This window comes from Streptomyces sp. TAA486, from assembly GCF_000426165.1.
In genome coordinates this window covers 332,581-348,714 of sequence record NZ_AUEV01000007.1, presented here as the reverse complement: position 1 = coordinate 348,714, position 16,134 = coordinate 332,581, and the positions used below count along the sequence as shown (strand labels likewise).

17 protein-coding genes are annotated in these 16,134 nt (G+C 70.7%); 10 read left to right on the top strand and 7 right to left on the bottom strand.

Annotation, left to right across the window (positions count from 1 at the left end; translation table 11 throughout):
* The first annotated feature begins 1 nt into the window (after position 1).
* From I004_RS33615 to I004_RS0112360, 3 genes are all read left to right on the top strand, one after another.
* On the top strand, positions 2-601 hold the full coding sequence (locus I004_RS33615; RefSeq protein WP_158677032.1) for a DUF5304 family protein: 600 nt from the start codon (positions 2-4) through the stop codon (positions 599-601).
* A 95-nt stretch (positions 602-696) separates the two neighbouring features.
* A complete protein-coding gene (locus I004_RS0112365; protein ID WP_028435752.1) occupies positions 697-1,638 on the top strand; it encodes an ROK family glucokinase in 942 nt (313 codons plus the stop codon).
* A gap of 68 nt (positions 1,639-1,706) precedes the next feature.
* A complete protein-coding gene (locus tag I004_RS0112360; RefSeq protein WP_028435751.1) occupies positions 1,707-2,471 on the top strand; it encodes an endonuclease/exonuclease/phosphatase family protein in 765 nt (254 codons plus the stop codon).
* 43 nt (positions 2,472-2,514) lie between these two features.
* On the opposite strand, the gene I004_RS0112355 is transcribed toward I004_RS0112360, so the two are convergent.
* On the bottom strand, positions 2,515-3,189 hold the full coding sequence (locus I004_RS0112355) for a hypothetical protein (RefSeq protein ID WP_028435750.1): 675 nt from the start codon (positions 3,187-3,189) through the stop codon (positions 2,515-2,517).
* A complete protein-coding gene (locus tag I004_RS0112350; RefSeq protein ID WP_028435749.1) occupies positions 3,179-3,955 on the bottom strand; it encodes an alpha/beta fold hydrolase in 777 nt (258 codons plus the stop codon). Before I004_RS0112350 ends, I004_RS0112355 begins: the two co-directional genes overlap by 11 nt.
* A gap of 215 nt (positions 3,956-4,170) precedes the next feature.
* Here I004_RS0112350 and I004_RS33610 point away from each other — a divergent pair, with 215 nt between their 5' ends.
* From I004_RS33610 to I004_RS0112330, 4 genes are all read left to right on the top strand, one after another.
* Complete coding sequence (locus tag I004_RS33610; RefSeq protein WP_199779380.1) at positions 4,171-5,016, top strand: 1-acyl-sn-glycerol-3-phosphate acyltransferase; 846 nt, start codon at positions 4,171-4,173, stop codon at positions 5,014-5,016.
* A 39-nt stretch (positions 5,017-5,055) separates the two neighbouring features.
* Entirely contained in the window at positions 5,056-6,276 is a 1,221-nt protein-coding gene (gene macS, locus I004_RS33605) for a MacS family sensor histidine kinase (protein ID WP_037975845.1), read from the top strand.
* A 109-nt stretch (positions 6,277-6,385) separates the two neighbouring features.
* Positions 6,386-7,033 carry a response regulator transcription factor gene (locus I004_RS0112335; protein ID WP_037976040.1) on the top strand — a complete coding sequence of 216 codons (648 nt, stop codon included), beginning with the start codon at positions 6,386-6,388 and terminating at the stop codon, positions 7,031-7,033.
* 144 nt (positions 7,034-7,177) lie between these two features.
* Entirely contained in the window at positions 7,178-8,206 is a 1,029-nt protein-coding gene (locus I004_RS0112330) for a 6-phosphofructokinase (RefSeq protein WP_028435747.1), read from the top strand.
* A gap of 91 nt (positions 8,207-8,297) precedes the next feature.
* On the opposite strand, the gene I004_RS33600 is transcribed toward I004_RS0112330, so the two are convergent.
* Positions 8,298-10,310 (bottom strand): anthranilate synthase family protein, encoded by a 2,013-nt coding sequence (locus tag I004_RS33600; RefSeq protein WP_078511054.1) that lies wholly within the window; start codon positions 10,308-10,310, stop codon positions 8,298-8,300.
* A gap of 300 nt (positions 10,311-10,610) precedes the next feature.
* On the opposite strand from I004_RS33600, the gene I004_RS0112320 reads away from it, so the two are divergent.
* On the top strand, positions 10,611-11,960 hold the full coding sequence (locus tag I004_RS0112320) for a class II 3-deoxy-7-phosphoheptulonate synthase (RefSeq protein WP_028435746.1): 1,350 nt from the start codon (positions 10,611-10,613) through the stop codon (positions 11,958-11,960).
* A gap of 245 nt (positions 11,961-12,205) precedes the next feature.
* Positions 12,206-12,457, top strand: a complete 252-nt coding sequence (locus I004_RS0112315; protein ID WP_028435745.1) for a (2Fe-2S)-binding protein — start codon at positions 12,206-12,208, stop codon at positions 12,455-12,457.
* A 2-nt stretch (positions 12,458-12,459) separates the two neighbouring features.
* Here I004_RS0112315 and bfr read toward each other — a convergent pair whose 3' ends face one another.
* The gene (gene bfr / locus I004_RS0112310; protein ID WP_028435744.1) at positions 12,460-12,948 is read right to left on the bottom strand and encodes a bacterioferritin; all 489 of its coding nucleotides are present in this window, start codon (positions 12,946-12,948) and stop codon (positions 12,460-12,462) included.
* 197 nt (positions 12,949-13,145) lie between these two features.
* Between bfr and I004_RS0112305 the strand changes: the two genes are divergently transcribed.
* On the top strand, positions 13,146-13,769 hold the full coding sequence (locus I004_RS0112305; protein ID WP_028435743.1) for a sulfite oxidase-like oxidoreductase: 624 nt from the start codon (positions 13,146-13,148) through the stop codon (positions 13,767-13,769).
* Between the two features lie 15 nt (positions 13,770-13,784).
* Here I004_RS0112305 and I004_RS0112300 read toward each other — a convergent pair whose 3' ends face one another.
* The 3 genes from I004_RS0112300 to I004_RS0112290 are packed head-to-tail and all read right to left on the bottom strand — an operon-like array spanning position 13,785 to position 15,899.
* On the bottom strand, positions 13,785-14,234 hold the full coding sequence (locus I004_RS0112300; protein WP_037975843.1) for a DUF4396 domain-containing protein: 450 nt from the start codon (positions 14,232-14,234) through the stop codon (positions 13,785-13,787).
* A 2-nt stretch (positions 14,235-14,236) separates the two neighbouring features.
* Positions 14,237-15,112, bottom strand: a complete 876-nt coding sequence (locus tag I004_RS0112295) for a deoxyribonuclease IV (protein ID WP_028435742.1) — start codon at positions 15,110-15,112, stop codon at positions 14,237-14,239.
* 4 nt (positions 15,113-15,116) lie between these two features.
* The gene (locus I004_RS0112290; RefSeq protein WP_028435741.1) at positions 15,117-15,899 is read right to left on the bottom strand and encodes a lytic transglycosylase domain-containing protein; all 783 of its coding nucleotides are present in this window, start codon (positions 15,897-15,899) and stop codon (positions 15,117-15,119) included.
* Positions 15,900-16,134 lie beyond the last annotated feature (235 nt).

Sequence of the window (16,134 nt, the reverse complement as noted above, 5' to 3'; positions counted from 1 at the left end):
CATGAGCGATGCCGCCGAGCCCGAGACGCCGGACACCGCGGACGCCGACGCCTGGGCCACCGCCTGCGAAGAAGACCTCGCCGCAGAGAAGGCCCGCCGGCGTGCCGAGTACGGGCAGACCCACGGCAGCGCCGCCGAGGAGCTGAGGCGTCTCGCGGACGCCGTGTCCGAGAAGGTGGCCGAGCTGGGCAAGCCCTTCGGCGGCACGATGGCCTCCGCCGCCGCGCAGGGCGTGGCGCAGCAGCTGATCGCACAGGCGAAGGCTGCGATCGAGCCCGTCGTCGAGCGCAATCCGCACGTCTTCGACCACCTTGCCGCGGCCGGAGGCGAACTGCTGGCCGCCTACCGAGCCGCCGTACAGGAAGCAGAGGGGCGCTGGACGGCCGGAGCCCCCGGAGTACCCGGCACGGAGGACCTTGCCGACCGGCCCGGGAGCATCACCCCCGGAACCTCGCGCCCGTCCGGCCCGCCGGCAGGTGTCGAGCGGATCGACCTGGACAAGGATCCAAGGGAGACGGGAGACGCACGGAAGCCCGGCCCGCCGGAGGAAGAGGGACCGGACGGACCCGGCGCGGGGAACGGCGGGCAGAACGCGCCCTGAGGCGCCAAGCCCCGTGCCAACGCGCACGATCGGGCCGCACAGCCCCTCCGGTACGGTGTTCTGCAGCGGGGTAGGACCGGAAGACCGAGGGACACATGGGACTCACTATCGGCGTCGACATCGGCGGCACCAAGATCGCGGCCGGCGTGGTCGATGAGCACGGAACCATTCTGGAAACCAGTACCGTGCCCACCCCGCCCACAGCGGACGGCGTGATAGACGCCATCGCGGACGCGGTGCGGGACGCCAGCGCCGAGTACGAGGTGGACGCCGTCGGCATCGGTGCTCCCGGCTACGTCGACGACAAGCGGGCCACCGTTCTCTTCACCCCGAATCTGACCTGGCGGCACGAGGCGCTCAAGGACAAGGTCGAGCAGCGCATCGATCTTCCCGTCGTGATCGAGAACGACGCCAACGCCGCCGCCTGGGGCGAGTACAAGTTCGGCGTCGGCACCGGCCACGAGGACGTCGTCTGCATCACCATCGGCACGGGCCTCGGCGGCGGCGTGATCATCGGAGGCAGGCTGCACCGCGGCCGTTTCGGTGTCGCCGCCGAGTTCGGGCACATCCGGATGGTGCCGGACGGCCTGTTGTGCGGCTGCGGCAACCAGGGCTGCTGGGAGCAGTACGCGTCGGGCAGCGCGCTCGTCCGGTACGCACGGCAGCGCGCCACGGCCACGCCGGAGAACGCCACGATCCTGCTCGAGCTCGGCGACGGGACCCCGGAGGGCGTCGAGGGCAAGCACATCAGCGAGGCCGCACGCCGCGGTTGCCCCGTCGCCGTGGATTCCTTCCGTGAGCTGGCGCGCTGGGCGGGCGCGGGGCTGGCCGACCTGGCTTCGCTCTTCGACCCGGGTGCGTTCATCGTCGGCGGCGGCGTCTCGGACGAGGGCGACCTGGTGCTCGACCCCATCCGCAAGTCGTACCGGCGCTGGCTCGTCGGCAGCCGCTGGCGCCCGCACGCAGAGGTGCTCGCCGCCCAACTCGGCGGCAAGGCGGGCATGGTGGGCGTCGCGGACCTCGCCCGGCAGGGCTGACCGCCGACGCTCGGCCCCGGCGGCGGACGAAGCGGAACGACCGACGAATGTGAGTGTGAGCCGCGCCGATGACGCTTGCGGACCTGCCCGCAGGACGTACCGAGCCGGACGGTTCGGCGATCGTCCGCCTGCTCAGCTACAACATCCGCTCCATGCGGGACGACCGGAGAGCGCTCGCCCGGGTCATCCGGGCGTGCACCCCCGACGTCGTGTGCGTGCAGGAGGCCCCGCGCTTCTTCCGCTGGCGCAAGCACGCCGCGTGGCTGGCCCGTGAGTGCGGGCTGGTCTACGTGACGGGCGGGGCGACGGCCACGGGGCCGATGATCCTCGCGACGCTGCGGGCCTCGGTCCTGCGCAGCGAGGACGTGCTGCTCCCCCTCACGCCCGGCCTGCACAGGCGGGGCTTCGCCACGGCGGTGCTGGAGTTCGGCCCGTCCGCGCAGCTGGGCGTGCTCAGCTGCCATCTGAGCCTTCAGACCGATGAACGGCAGGCCCAGGGCCGCATGCTCCTCGACCGCCTTGCCGCCCTGGGCACGCCGTACTCGGTGGCCGCGGGGGACCTCAACGAACGCCCCAGGGGCCGTACGTTCCGGCAGCTCGCCGCGCGGCTGCAGGACGGCTGGGCGGTGGCACCGTGGGGCGGCGAGCACACCTCCACGCCGCAGCGTCCGCACCAGCGCATCGACGCCGTCCTGGCCTCCGAGGGAGTGAAGGTGCTCGGCTGCGGCGTACCGCACGGGCTGAAGGGCGTCTCACCGGCGGATCTGTGCGCCGCCACGGACCATCTGCCGGTGCTGGCGGCGCTTCGTGTGCCTCCCCGTCAGGCCCCCTGAGGGAGCCGCCCGGCGGCGGCCCGTCCCGGGAGGGCCGTGACGCTCAGACCACTGCGCCGCGGCCCGGGTCGTCCCAGTCGTCCTCGTCGCGCCCGTCCCGCATCCGGGCGACGAGGGTGGCGAAGCCGCCGAGGAAGCCGCCGACCCCGAGCGTCGCGATCCACCAGGTCAGCTCCTGCTGGAAGAGGACGGTGAAGATCAGCAGCAGCGGCCCGCCGAGCACCGCGAGCCACGCGAACTTCCCGGTCGTGTCGGACTGGGGCAGCGGCGGCGGCTCGGGCGGCACGAAGTGGCCCTCGTCGTCCTCCTCCTCGCCGCTGGTGCCGGTCTCGTCGTCGGACGCCGGCAGGCTCCAGTCGCGGGGGCCGGAGCCGGAGGAGTGGACCGTGAAGCTGCGCACCGACGTACCGGCGTCGTCGCCCTCGCTCTCGCCGTCGGGACGGGACCCGGGTGCGGGACGGGCGGCCGTGCCCGTACCGGTGCGGGCGTCACCGCCGGAGTCCGCCGCCGGCGCCATGTCCTCGGCCTTCGGGTGGTCCCCGTACGAGGCGACGATCTGCTCCCATGCCGCGTTCTCGTCGAACGGCACCGGAGTCACATCGTCGTCGCGCTCGTCCTCGCCGACCCCGTCACGGCCGTGTTCCTCGCGGCCGTGTTCCGGGTGCCGGGGGTCGTCCTCGCGGTGGCCGTCGTCCTCCGCGCCGGGGTTACGCTCCATCGCCTGCCGTCTCCGTCTTCCTCGCTGCCAGCCGGGTGATGAATCCGTGGGAGTCCGCGAAGATGCGCTCCGCGTCGTGGTCCAGCGTGGCCACGTGGAAGCTGTCCTCAAGGACGGTCTCGGTCACGTCGCTCGACGAGACCTTGCCCAGCACCACCGCGGAGTCGCCCGGCGGCACCACGTGGTCGGTTCTGCTGTGCATGACCAGCAGCGGCTGTGTCACCTGCGGGAGTTCGCCGTACACGAGGCGGAAGAAGTTGCGGAGGGAGTAGGCGGCCTGCGTCGGCACCCGCTCGTAACCGACCTCCGTGGAACCGGGTTTGGCGATGTCGCTCGTAATGCCCTTCGCGGAGCGGAGGACGAAGCGGCCCAGCGGTAGCGCGTACCCCTGCCACCGCGGGAATGTGATCGCGGGATTGACCACGGCAACGCCGCTCACCGCGTCCCCGTGGTGCGCGGCCAGGCGCAGCGCGAGGGCGCCGCCCATCGACAGACCGAAGACGAAGACCTGCTCGCAGCGGCTGCTCAGCCTGCGCAGTTCACGGTCCACCGTCGCGTACCAGTCCTGCCATCCCGTCACGGCCAGGTCCTCCCAGCGCGTGCCGTGGCCCGGCAGCAGCGGAAGGGAGACCGTCAGCCCCTTCGCGGCCAGATGATCGGCCCACGGCCGCACGGACTGGGGGGAGCCGGTGAACCCGTGGCACACCAGGACGCCGGTGTCCGATCCGTCATGACGCATGGGCTCGGCCCCGGGAAGGATGGACACGTCGGCCTCCAGCCGGTCGGTATCGAATCGGTCGGCGCTGTGAAGGTGGTGCTTGCTTCCGCGGCGCCCGCTCGGGGCGGGCGACTGCCAGCCTACGCGTGGGGCGTGGGGACCGGGTAGTTCAGCACTGTCCGACGCAGGAGCGCTGCTTCCGCGACGGCGAGATAAAGTCACCGTGTCGGAAACAGGAGGTCCTCGGGTTGTTCTACGGAGCGATGAAACTGTCGGTCGGCAACGGGCTCAAGCTTGCCTTCCGGCCCTGGGTCGAGGGGCTTGAGCACGTGCCCGAACGGGGTCCGGCGATTCTCGCCAGCAACCATCTGTCCTTCTCGGACTCCTTCTTCCTGCCCGCGGTGCTCGACCGCAAGGTCACCTTCATCGCCAAGGCCGAGTACTTCACCTCGCCCGGCGTGAAGGGGAAGCTCACCGCCGCATTCTTCAAGGGCGTCGGGCAGCTGCCCGTGGACCGCTCGGGCGCGCGCGGCGCGGGGGAGGCGGCGATCCGCAGCGGTCTCGAAGTGCTGGCGCAGGGCGAGCTGTTCGGCATCTACCCGGAGGGCACACGCTCGCCCGACGGGCGGCTCTACCGCGGCAAGCCGGGCGGGCTGGCGCGGGTCGCGCTCCGCTCCGGAGCGCCCGTACTGCCCGTGGCGATGGTCGACACCGAGAAGATCCAGCCGCCCGGTCAGGTCGTGCCCCGGCTGATGCGTCCTGGCATCAGGATCGGCAGGCCGATGGACTTCAGCCGCTACCAGGGGATGGAGAACGACCGCTTCATCCAACGTGCCCTCACCGACGAGGTCATGTACGAGATCATGAGGCTGTCCGGCCAGGAGTACGTCGACATGTACGCCACCGCCGCCAAGCGCCAACTCGCCGAGGAGGCAAAGCGGAAGGCGGAGGCGGAGAAGGCCGCGCAGGACGCGGAGCGCGAGGCGGAGAAGGAAGCGGGGGAGGACGGCTCCGCGCGCACGCATTCCTCCAGGCTCGGCCCGGCGGGCCCGGCAGCCATGCTGGCGGCGGCACGGCGCAGGCGGAACGAGCGTGACCGGGCGGCGTAGACAGGCACAGGACAAACCAGGGGGGGCGGGCCGCAGCAGATGGTCCTGAAAACGTCCGTGGAGCAGCCGCTGTGGCGGGCCCTGACCGGCTACCGGCTGCTAGGGCTCGGCTATGCGCTGGCCGTGTTCGCGTGGGCCTACGACCGCCTCGCACATCCACTCGCGGGCGCCCTCTATCTGGGAGTTCTGACAGTCTGGACGCTGGCCACCGTCCCGAGGGTCCTCTCCGCGCGGCGCTGCACGAAACGCTTCCTCGCCGTGGACATCACTCTCGCCGTCGCCGGGATCCTCGGCTCCGTCTACGTCGACGCGCACGGCAACATCGGGCCCACGCTCCCGTCCATCTGGGTCGCGGGGCCCGTGTTGGCATTCGCCATCAAGGGCGGCTGGCGCTGGGGCGCGGTCGCGGCGACGGTGGTCGGCGTCGCCAACGTCGTCGAACAGGGCGCGGTCACGCGACCGACCCTGCACAACGTGCTGCTGGTGTGCGTGGCGAGTATCGGCATCGGCTACGTCATCGAGGTGGCCAGGGCGAGTGAGCGCACCCTCGCCCACGCCCTCCAGATCGAGGCCGCCACCCGCGAACGCGAGCGTCTGGCCCGCGACATCCACGACAGCGTGCTCCAGGTGCTCGCCATGGTGCAGCGCCGGGGCACCGAGATCGGGGGCGAGGCGGCCGAGCTGGGAAGGATGGCGGGCGAGCAGGAGGTGGCGCTCCGCGGTCTCGTCTCGCGTGAGACCGTCCCGGTGCCGGTCCGGTCCGCACCGGACGCAGGAGGAGGCTCACGCGGCGCCCGAAGATCCACCGGGCAGCCCGGACGCGAGGATGCGGCGGGCACCACGGAGTGCGACCTGCGCGCACTGCTCTCGCCGTACTCGGGCGCCCGCGTCACCTTCGTCGAGCCCGGCACGCCGGTGCCGCTGCCGGCCGCGACCGCACAAGAGCTCGCCGCCGCCGTCAGTGCCGCCCTGGACAATGTGCGGCAGCACGCGGGCGGCCCGGACGGCGAACCGGCCCAGGCGTGGATCCTGCTGGAGGACGAGCCGGACGGCGTGCTGGTCACGGTCCGCGACGACGGGCCCGGGCTGGACGATGGACGGCTCGCGGACGCGGAGGCCGAGGGCAGGATGGGGGTCGCCCTCTCGATACGGGGGCGGCTGCGTGACCTGGGCGGCAGCGCCGAGCTGATCTCGGTGCCGGGCCAGGGCACGGAGGTGGAGCTGCGGGTACCGAAGCAGGCCCGCAGCCGGGCGAAATGACGAACCGACGACGGCGGGGGCCATGACGGACACGAACAGCGCGAACATCCCGAACAGTGCGGGAGACGGTGCGGGCGGCGGGGACGGGCCGCAGAGCCCGGTGAAGGTGATGGTCGTCGACGATCACCCGATGTGGCGGGACGCGGTCGCACGCGACCTCGGCGAGGCCGGCTTCGAGGTGGTCGCGACGGCGGGCGACGGCCCGCAGGCCGTGCGCCGCGCGCGTGCCGCCGCGCCCGATGTGCTCGTCCTGGACCTGAACCTGCCCGGTCTGCCCGGGGCGGAGGTGTGCCGCCGGCTGGTGGGCGCCGGATCCGGGCTCCGGGTGCTGGTGCTGTCCGCGAGCGGCGAGCACGCCGACGTGCTGGAGGCCGTGAAGTCGGGGGCGACCGGCTACCTCGTGAAGTCGGCGAGCATGGAGGAGCTGCAGGACGCGGTGCGCCGCACCGCCGTGGGCGACCCGGTCTTCACGCCGGGCCTGGCGGGCCTCGTCCTGGGCGAGTACCGCAGGCTGGCGGCGGACCCCGTGCCCGCGGCGGGTTCCGACGAGCCCGCGGCGCCGCGGCTCACCGAGCGGGAGACAGAGGTGCTGCGGCTCGTCGCGAAGGGGCTGAGCTACCGGCAGATCGCCGAACGGCTGGTCATCTCGCACCGCACCGTCCAGAACCATGTGCAGAACACCCTGGGCAAGCTTCAGCTCCACAACCGGGTCGAACTGGTGCGATATGCGATCCAGCGGGGCCTCGACGAGGAGTGATCCCACGCTCGGGGGCTCCTCGGTCGGTAACTGATCGGAAAACCTCTCCGCGCCCTGTGCCTGGTGAAGTGGATCACCGCTAGCGTGGCCGCAGTTGCTACAGGCCGCGCAGTGCACGCGCGCGGCGATGAGAAGGGAGATCCCATGCGGGTCGGAGTGCTGACCGGTGGCGGCGACTGCCCCGGACTCAACGCGGTGATGAGGGCCGTCGTCCGTAAGGGGGTCCAGCGGTACGACTACGACTTCGTCGGGTTCAGGGACGGCTGGCGGGGGCCGCTGGAGGGCGACACCATTCAGCTCGACATCCCCGCCGTACGCGGCACGCTGCCCCGCGGAGGGACGATCCTGGGCTCGTCGCGTACGAACCCGTTCAAGGAGGAGAACGGCGTACGCCGCATCCAGGACAACCTTGTCAAGCACGACATCGGTGCTCTCATCGCCATCGGCGGTGAGGACACGCTCGGCGTCGCCGCCAGGCTCACGGACGAGTTCGGCGTCAAGTGCGTCGGTGTGCCGAAGACGATCGACAACGACCTGTCCGGCACCGACTACACCTTCGGATTCGACACGGCCGTCAACGTCGCCACCGAAGCCATCGACCGGCTCCACACGACCGCCGAGTCCCACATGCGCGTACTCGTCGTGGAGGTGATGGGGCGGCACGCGGGCTGGATCGCCCTGCACTCCGGCCTGGCCGGAGGCGCCAACTGCATCCTCATCCCCGAACGGCGCTTCGACGTCGACGAGGTGTGCGGCTATGTCGAGTCCCGCTTCAAGGCGAGCTACGCCCCCATCGTCGTCATCGCCGAGGGCGCGATGCCCAAGGACGGCGACATGGTGCTCAAGGACGACTCGTACGACTCCTTCGGGCATGTGCGGCTCTCGGGCGTCGGCGAGTGGCTGTCGAAGGAGATCGAGAGGCGCACCGGCAAGGAGGCCCGTACGACGGTCCTCGGGCACGTCCAGCGAGGCGGTACCCCGACGCCCTTCGACCGCTGGCTGGCCACACGCTTCGGGCTGCACGCCATCGACGCGGTGCGCGACCAGGACTGGGGGAAGATGGTCGCCCTCCAGGGCACGAAGATCGTCCGGGTGCCCATCGCGGAGGCCACCGCGAAGCTGAAGACGGTCGATCCGGAGATGTACGAGGAGGCCGAGGTCTTCTTCGGCTGAGCTTCCGCCGAACGCCCCGGGCCCGCCCGCCCGGGACCGGCGCAGGACGCACATGAGCCCGGGCCCCTGCGGAGGCCCGGGCTCACGCGTGTCAGCTCCGGGTGCCGTCGACCGCCACGGCTGCCAGCAGCCCCGTCACGATCCCCGGCCCGTTCAGCGTCAGCACCGACTCCGGGTGGAACTGCACGCTCGCGAAGGTCGCGCCGCGCAGGGCCTGCGCCTCACCCGTTGCGGGGTCCCGGCTGACCTCGACCCGGTGCGGCTCCGCCGCCCGCTCCCACCGCTGGGCCTCCTCCTCGCCGCAGCGCACGGCGTAGGAGTTGTAGAAGCCGACGGTCTCGTCCCGCCCGAAGACGGGGACCGTCTCCTGAGCACCCTGGTACGGCCGCGCCTTCCGTACGATCTCCATACCCAGCTCCACGGCGAGCAGTTCGTGCCCCAGACAGACCCCGAGCAGCCCGTGCCGGTGCTCCTGCAGCAGCTCCGCCGTGAGGCCGCGCAGCAGCCGGATCTTCGGGTCCGAGCCGTCCCGCGGATCGCCGGGGCCGGGGCCCAGCACGACCGGGCCGTCGTGCGCGAGCGCAGCGTCCCGCAGCCCCGGCTCGTCGAAGCGCCGCACCTCCACCCCGGCACCCGTGGTCCGCAGCAGATGGGCGAGCATCGAGGTGAAGGTGTCCTCCCCGTCCACCACCAGGACCCTTCCGTGCGGCAGATCCGGGCCCCGCTCGCCGGCGGTCTGCATCCGCAGCCAGAACGGCGCCAGGTCGGCGCGCCGGGCCGCGAGCGCCGCACGTACACGGGGATCGTCCGACAGGCGGGTCGGCCGCTGCCCGGCCCGGGTCCCGCCCGTGGATGCCTCACGCACACCCAGCGCCGTGAGGACGCCGGCAGCCTTCGCGTGGGTCTCGGCCACCTCACTCGCCGCCTGGGAGGCCCTGACCAGCGTGGCACCCACCGGCACACGGAGCCGGCCGGTGGCCGCGGCCACGTCCGCGGTCCTGATGAGGATCGGGGAGTCGAGGGTCTGGGCGCCTCCCGAGTCCCGGCCGATCAGGGCCAGCGCACCGGCGTAGTAGCCCCGCCCGCCGCGCTCGTGGCGCTCGATGACGCGGCAGGCGTTCTCCACGGGCGAGCCCGTGACCGTCGCGGCGAACATCGTCTCGCGCAGGACTTCCCGTACGTCGAGGGTGCTGCGCCCGCGCAGTTCGTACTCGGTGTGTGCGAGGTGCGCCATCTCCTTCAGCCGCGGACCCACCACGACGCCGCCCATGTCGCCGACGGTGCACATCATCTTCAGTTCTTCGTCGACGACCATGGACAGCTCCTCGCTCTCCTTGCGGTCGGCGAGGAAGTCCAGCAGGCCTTCGGTGGAGGGCCCGCCCGGTGGATAGCGGTACGTGCCGCTGATGGGGTTCATCACGACGGTGCCGCCGGACATCCGCACATGTACCTCGGGGCTCGCCCCGGCCAGGACCCGCTCGCCGGTGTGCACGACGAACGTCCAGTACGCGCCCCGCTCCCCGCCGAGCAGCCGCCGGAAGAGCGCGAGCGCGTCGGAGCGGCGGAAGCCCGGGATCCGGCCCTCGAAGGTGCGCCGCACCACGAAGTTGGCGCCCTCGCCCGAGCCGATCTCGTCGTCGATGACGCGGCGCACCGTCCGTGCGTACTCCTCGTCGCCGACGTCGAAGGCACCGTCCTCGACCCGCACCCGGTGCGCGGGCAGCGCCGCTGCGACGCCCTCCAGCGGCAGCTCGTGCACCTCCTGCGGGACGAGGACGGCCAGCGGCGTCCCGTCGTCGTGCACGCGGAAGCCCCGCTCGCGGATCTGCCGGAACGGCACGAGCGCGAGGGCGCCGTGATCACCGTCCGGGATGTCGGCGAGCCGTGCGGCCTCGTGGACCGGTCCGGTCAGGATCTCGACGGTGTCGTGCGGGCGGCCCGGGGTGCGTCTGCGCAGCAGCGCGAAGGGCGGGGCGTCCTCGCGCGTGAGCCGGCGGAGGAGCTCGGACGCGGACGGAGGTGTGGACGGCGGTGCGGACGGAGCCGCGCTCGTGGGAGTGGCGTGCGAGGCGGCCGGGGTCGCGTCGGGGCGGCGAGGGGACATCGGACGTTCCTTCCTGGGATGCGCGAGGTCACGCGGTGAGGGAACGGCCGTGCACACACCGAAGGCCGCCCCTCGGGCGGCCTTCGCGTCTGTCGCTGTCTCGTGGTGCGCGCGCAGTCAGTGGGCCGCCGGATGAGCGGTCCACCACCAGTCGGACGGGGAAACCCCTGCCGGAGGCAGGAGGATGAGCTGCGCGAACATGGCGCGAGCCTACCTCAGCGACCGTCGCGCGGGTGGTTTCCGTCTCAGCACCCGGGCACGGCGAGGAGTGCCCGGGCACGACCCCGTAACCTGGGGCACGTGAGTGTGAACGCCAACCCCGACGCCGGTGCCCGAACCTGGCGAGACCTTCCCGCCGCGCAGCAGCCCGAGTGGCCGGACCGAGAGGCCCTGCGCACGGCAGTCGCCGAGCTCGAGTCCTATCCGCCCCTCGTCTTCGCCGGCGAGTGCGACCAGCTGCGTTCGCGGCTGGGCGCGGTCGCGCGGGGCGAGGCGTTCCTGCTCCAGGGCGGGGACTGCGCGGAAGCGTTCGACCAGGTCAGCGCCGAGCACATCCGGAACAAGCTCAAGACGCTGCTGCAGATGGGCGCCGTGCTGACGTACGCGGGGTCCGTGCCGGTGGTCAAGGTCGGCCGGATCGCGGGCCAGTACAGCAAGCCGCGCTCCAAGCCCACCGAGACCAGGGACGGGGTGACGCTCCCGTCGTACCGCGGCGACTCGGTCAACGGCTTCGAGTTCACCGAGGCCGCCCGCACGCCCGACCCGGAGCGGCTCAAGCGGATGTACCAGGCGTCCGCCTCCACGCTGAACCTCGTGCGCGCCTTCACCACCGGCGGCTACGCGGATCTGCGCCAGGTGCACGCCTGGAACCAGGACTTCGTGAAGCGCTCGCCCTCCGGGCAGCGTTACGAGGCGCTGGCCCGCGAGATCGACCAGGCCCTGAAGTTCATGCACGCGTGCGGCACGGACCCGGAGGAGCTCAAGACCGTCGAGTTCTTCGCGTCCCACGAAGCGCTGCTGCTGGACTACGAGTCGGCCATGACCCGTACGGACTCGCGCAGCGGCAAGCTGTACGACGTCTCCGGGCACATGGTCTGGATCGGCGAACGCACCCGCCAACTCGACGGCGCCCACATCGAGTTCGCCTCGCAGGTGCGCAACCCGATCGGTGTGAAGCTGGGCCCGACGACGACGCCCGAAGAGGCCCTCACACTGATCGACAGGCTCGACCCGGACCGGGAGCCGGGACGGCTCACGTTCATCACGCGCATGGGCGCCGACACCGTACGGGACAGGCTGCCCACCCTGGTGGAGAAGGTCAGCGCCTCGGGCGCCCAAGTGGTCTGGGTCTGCGACCCGATGCACGGCAACACCTTCGAGGCGGCAAGCGGTCACAAGACCCGCCGTTTCGACGACGTGCTCGACGAGGTCAAGGGCTTCTTCGAGGTGCACAAGGGCGCAGGCACGCACCCGGGCGGCATCCACGTCGAGTTGACGGGTGACGACGTCACGGAGTGCGTCGGCGGCGGCGACGAGATCTTTGTCGGCGACCTGCACCAGCGCTACGAGACGGCGTGCGACCCGCGTCTGAACCGCAGCCAGTCGCTCGATCTGGCCTTCCTGGTCGCGGAGATGTACCGGGACCAGTGAGCAGGCGCAGGCGGCGTCTCTGAGCGCCGCCGCGGCCGCACAGGCCGACGGGAGCAACGCGCAAGTGGGGCCCGCATCACAGTGATGCGGGCCCCACTGCTCTGTTGTGGACACCGGGTGGCAGCTAAGGTTAGGTTAACCATGGTTAGGTTAGCCTCATCAAGCCTGACCGCTTCCGGTTCGAGCCCCGGGTTCGATCACAGCCGGAACGCCGCCCGACGAACGAGCCCCGACTGGAGGACCGCGTGTACGTATGCTCCTGCTTCGGCGTCACGGACCGGCAGGTCCGTGAGCACCAGGAGGCCGGGGCCTGCACGCCGCGCCAGATCGCATCGGTGAGCAAGGCCGGGACGGACTGCGGCTCATGCGTGCGCCGCATCCAGGGGCTCCTCGGACGCGGCGCGTGCCCGGGGCGTCAGATGGAGACCGCCGCTCAGGAGCCCGCGCACGCACCTGTGCCGGTTCCGTCCTCCACGTCGGTCGCCGAAGCCGCCTGAGGTCAGTTCTCCGACGGAGCCTCCTGCTCCACGAGCTGAGCGATGTAGAGCGGCTCGCCCAGCTTCTCGACCAGTTCGAGCTGGGTGTCCAGGTAGTCGATGTGGTGCTCCTCGTCGGCGAGGATGTCCTCGAAGATGTTCGCCGAGGTGATGTCGCCCTTGGCGCGCATGACCTCCACCCCGCGCCGCAGACGGTCGATGGCCTCTACTTCGATCTGCCGGTCCGCCGTGAACATCTCGGTCAGTGACTGACCGACGTTGACGTGGAAGAGCCTCTGGTAGTTGGGAAGCCCTTCGAGGAACAGAATGCGGTCGGTGAGCCGTTCGGCGTGACGCATCTCGTCGAAGGACTCCGCACGGGTGTAGCGGGCGAGCTTGGGCCAGCCGAAGTGCTCCTGCATTTTGGCGTGCAGGAAGTACTGGTTGATAGCTGTCAGCTCGGCCGTCAACTGCTCGTTGAGGAATTCGATGACCTCGGGATCGCCCTGCATGGCTGCGGACTCCTTCCAGGAAAGGAAAAGTGCCAGGTGCGTGTGCGCGCGCCCGCGCATCCTCGCACCGTGACGTCACCCGGTCCAGTAAGCGAAGGCTTACCGAAATCACCCGAATTGACGAGCGGAAAGCCCTCGAACACCCCACGAGCGGGGTGCCGGTAAGCGGCTTCGGGAGGGTCTGTCACCATGGGGAGATGGGCCAGTCGCAGAGTGCTGAGGGGGAGCAGCAATCGCTTCCGCCAGGACAGCGGCTTCAGCGCGGCTGGCCGGTCACGCATTACGGACCGGTGCCGAAGTTCAAGCCCGACCGGTGGGATTTCCGGGTCTTCGGCGCGACCGCCGACGGCGAGAAGCACTCCTGGGACCACGAGGAGTTCTCGGCGCTGCCGTACGAGACCGTCGTCGCCGACTTCCACTGCGTCACCAAGTTCAGCATGGTCGGGGCCGAATGGGGCGGCGTGCCCGCCCGTACGGTGCTCGAACTCGCGCCTCCCGCGGCCGGCGTCACACACGTCATGGTCTGGGCCGAATACGGATTCAGCTCCAACCTGCGGCTGTCGGACTTCGCCGCCGGTACGACACTCTTCGCCACCCACCGCGCGGGCGAACTGCTCACCGCCGAACACGGCTTCCCCGTGCGGCTCGTGGTGCCGCATCTGTACGCGTGGAAGGGCCCCAAGTGGGTGCGCGGCGTGGAGTACATGACCACGGACCGCCGGGGCTTCTGGGAGGAACGCGGCTACCACAACATCGGCGACCCCTATAAGGAACAGCGCTACTCCTACCAGGAGGAGCCCGGTGAGGGGCCGGAACTGTAGGCCCTGCCCCCGCCCTCAGTGGTAGGCGTGCAGCACCGCGTGCCCCTTGCCCCGGCCGATCATCCACCGGTTCACCGGCGTCGTGACGAGGAACGCGACGACGAACGACAGCGCCAGGGAACCCCAGAACAGCAGGTCCGTCAGATGTGCGTCGAGCGCGCCGGGGACCAGGACCACCACCGAGTTGTCCACGGTCTCCATCACGACGATCGAGACGGTGTCGGCGGTCAGCGCGATCTTCACCGCCGCCTTCACGGTCAGGCCGGCCTTCAGCACCGCGTACAGCGTGAGGCTGTAGCCGAAGATGAACGCGAGCGCGATGGCCGTCACCATCGTCGGAACGTCGTGCCAGGCGAAGGCCGTGCCGATGACCAGGCCGAGGACCTCGCCGAAGGCGCAGCCCGTCAAGCAGTGCAGCGTGGCGCGCGCCGCCGTCGGCCAGGGTGCCCCGCTGTCCTGCCGCATGCTCAGCCTCCGCCTTCTCGCAGTTCCTTCAGCCGTGCCACGTCCGCCGCGTGACCCTCCTTGCGGCCGGGGGTCTCTATGACGAGCGGTACGCCATCCGTCGAGGGATGGGTCATGAGGTCGGCGAACGGGCCGGAGCCGATGTGGCCGGAGCCGATGTTCGCATGGCGGTCCTTGTGGGCCCCGGCGATGTCCTTGGAGTCGTTGGCGTGGATCAGCTTGAGCCGGCCGGGGCCGGTCACCGACTCCAGCTCGTCCAGCGTGTGCTTCACCCCTCCCGGCGCAGCCAGGTCGTGCCCGGCTGCGAAGACGTGGCAGGTGTCGAGGCAGACGCCGAGCCTCGGATGGTGTCGGAGGACCTCGAAGTACGGCCCGAGGTCCTGTATCCGGGAGCAGAGCGAGAACCCCTGGCCGGCCGTCGGCTCCAGCAGCAGCCACGGGTCGGCCTCGTGCGTCAGCTCCTCCAGCAGCGGCAGGAGCAGCCGGCCCACCTGCGCCAGAGCAGTGGCGCTCGTGCGGCCGCCGGTCGCCGAACCCGTATGGACCACGACGCCGGAGGCGCCGATCTCGCGCCCCCTGCGGAGCGAATGGCGCAGCGAGGAGACGGAGTTGCGGGCCGTGGCCTCGGTGTGGGAGCCGAGATTGATGAGGTAGGGGGCGTGCACGAATACGGGGAGTTCTCTCTCCTCGCACGCAGCGCGGAATTCCGCGTCCTGTTGCGGGGATCCGGAGTTCGTCGCCCAGCCGCGGGGATTGGCGACGAAGACCTGAAGGGCTTCCGCGCCGATGTCATCGGCGTAGGAAATGCCAGTGGCGGCCAGTCCCCCTGCTACGGGGACGTGGCCGCCAATGGGATTGCGGTGTCGCTGGGTCGTCACACCATCAGTATGCCGAGTTCACGTTGTCCATCGAACCGTACCTGTCCGCCGCGTAGTTGCAGGCGGCCACGATGTTGGCGACCGGGTCGGTGATGTTGTGGGGCGTTCCCTTGACGTGGTACGCGTCGAAGGTCGGCTGGATGGTCTGGAGCAGACCCTTCGACGGAGTGCCGTTCTGGGCGTTGATGTCCCAGTTGTTCACGGCGTTCGGGTTCCCGCCGGACTCGCGGATGATGTTCCGCTTGATGCCGTCGTAGGACCCGGGGATGTCGTGCTTCGCCATGACGTCGCGGGCCTCGCGGATCCACCCGTCGAGGTTCTCGGGGTAGGTCTTGGCGGCCTTGGCGCGCTCGGCGGCGCGCGACGCCTTGGCCGCGGCCTCGGCCTTGCGCTCCGCAGCGGCCTTCTTCGCGGCCTCCGCCTTCGCGGCCTTCGCCTTGGCGGCCTTGACCTTGGCTGCCTCCGCGCGGTCGGCGGCGACGGCCTTCTGCTTGGCCGCGGCGTCCTTCTGCTTGGCCACGGCTTCCTTGGTGCGCTTGACGTCGGCGTCCAGGGTTCCCTGGTTGGCGGCGCCGAGCTCCACCTTGTGCGTATCGGAGTTCTTCGTACTCTCCGCGGCGGCCGTCGAGGCGCTGACCTTCTTGGCGCTCGACTGGTTCTGGTCGCCTGCGTCGGCGCTTCCGGGGATGACGGTCAGCGCGATGGCTGCCGCACCCGCGGCCGATATACCTGCGGCGGAGATACGCGCGAACTTGGGGTTGCGGACGTAGCCGAGAATGTTGGGCATTGTGAGCGAACCTTTCAAAATTGCGTGCGTCGTCGCAGAAGCCGGAAAGGCGGTGTGCGCCGAGTTCCGAACCCCGGCGCATGCGACCGACGGCAATTGTTAAAGGCTCCGAAAACACAGCCCAAAAGTGTGACGTACTATCCCGTTTCGTTTATCAGGGGAGCGGGGGGCGTCGGGAACGCGGGACGGCCCGTGTTTCGGCGGGCGGGGGAGGGGACTGCCGGTCCACTAGAGA

Coding starts and splice junctions, on each gene's coding strand:
- I004_RS0112360 (WP_028435751.1), top strand. CDS start 1,707: ATGACGCTTGCGGACCTGCCCGCAGGACGTACCGAGCCGGACGGTTCG.
- I004_RS33615 (WP_158677032.1), top strand. CDS start 2: ATGAGCGATGCCGCCGAGCCCGAGACGCCGGACACCGCGGACGCCGAC.
- I004_RS0112330 (WP_028435747.1), top strand. CDS start 7,178: ATGCGGGTCGGAGTGCTGACCGGTGGCGGCGACTGCCCCGGACTCAAC.
- I004_RS0112355 (WP_028435750.1), bottom strand. CDS start 3,189: ATGGAGCGTAACCCCGGCGCGGAGGACGACGGCCACCGCGAGGACGAC.
- I004_RS0112305 (WP_028435743.1), top strand. CDS start 13,146: ATGGGCCAGTCGCAGAGTGCTGAGGGGGAGCAGCAATCGCTTCCGCCA.
- macS (WP_037975845.1), top strand. CDS start 5,056: ATGGTCCTGAAAACGTCCGTGGAGCAGCCGCTGTGGCGGGCCCTGACC.
- I004_RS33610 (WP_199779380.1), top strand. CDS start 4,171: ATGAAACTGTCGGTCGGCAACGGGCTCAAGCTTGCCTTCCGGCCCTGG.
- I004_RS0112365 (WP_028435752.1), top strand. CDS start 697: ATGGGACTCACTATCGGCGTCGACATCGGCGGCACCAAGATCGCGGCC.
- bfr (WP_028435744.1), bottom strand. CDS start 12,948: ATGCAGGGCGATCCCGAGGTCATCGAATTCCTCAACGAGCAGTTGACG.
- I004_RS0112290 (WP_028435741.1), bottom strand. CDS start 15,899: ATGCCCAACATTCTCGGCTACGTCCGCAACCCCAAGTTCGCGCGTATC.
- I004_RS0112335 (WP_037976040.1), top strand. CDS start 6,386: ATGGTCGTCGACGATCACCCGATGTGGCGGGACGCGGTCGCACGCGAC.
- I004_RS0112300 (WP_037975843.1), bottom strand. CDS start 14,234: ATGCGGCAGGACAGCGGGGCACCCTGGCCGACGGCGGCGCGCGCCACG.
- I004_RS33600 (WP_078511054.1), bottom strand. CDS start 10,310: ATGTCCCCTCGCCGCCCCGACGCGACCCCGGCCGCCTCGCACGCCACT.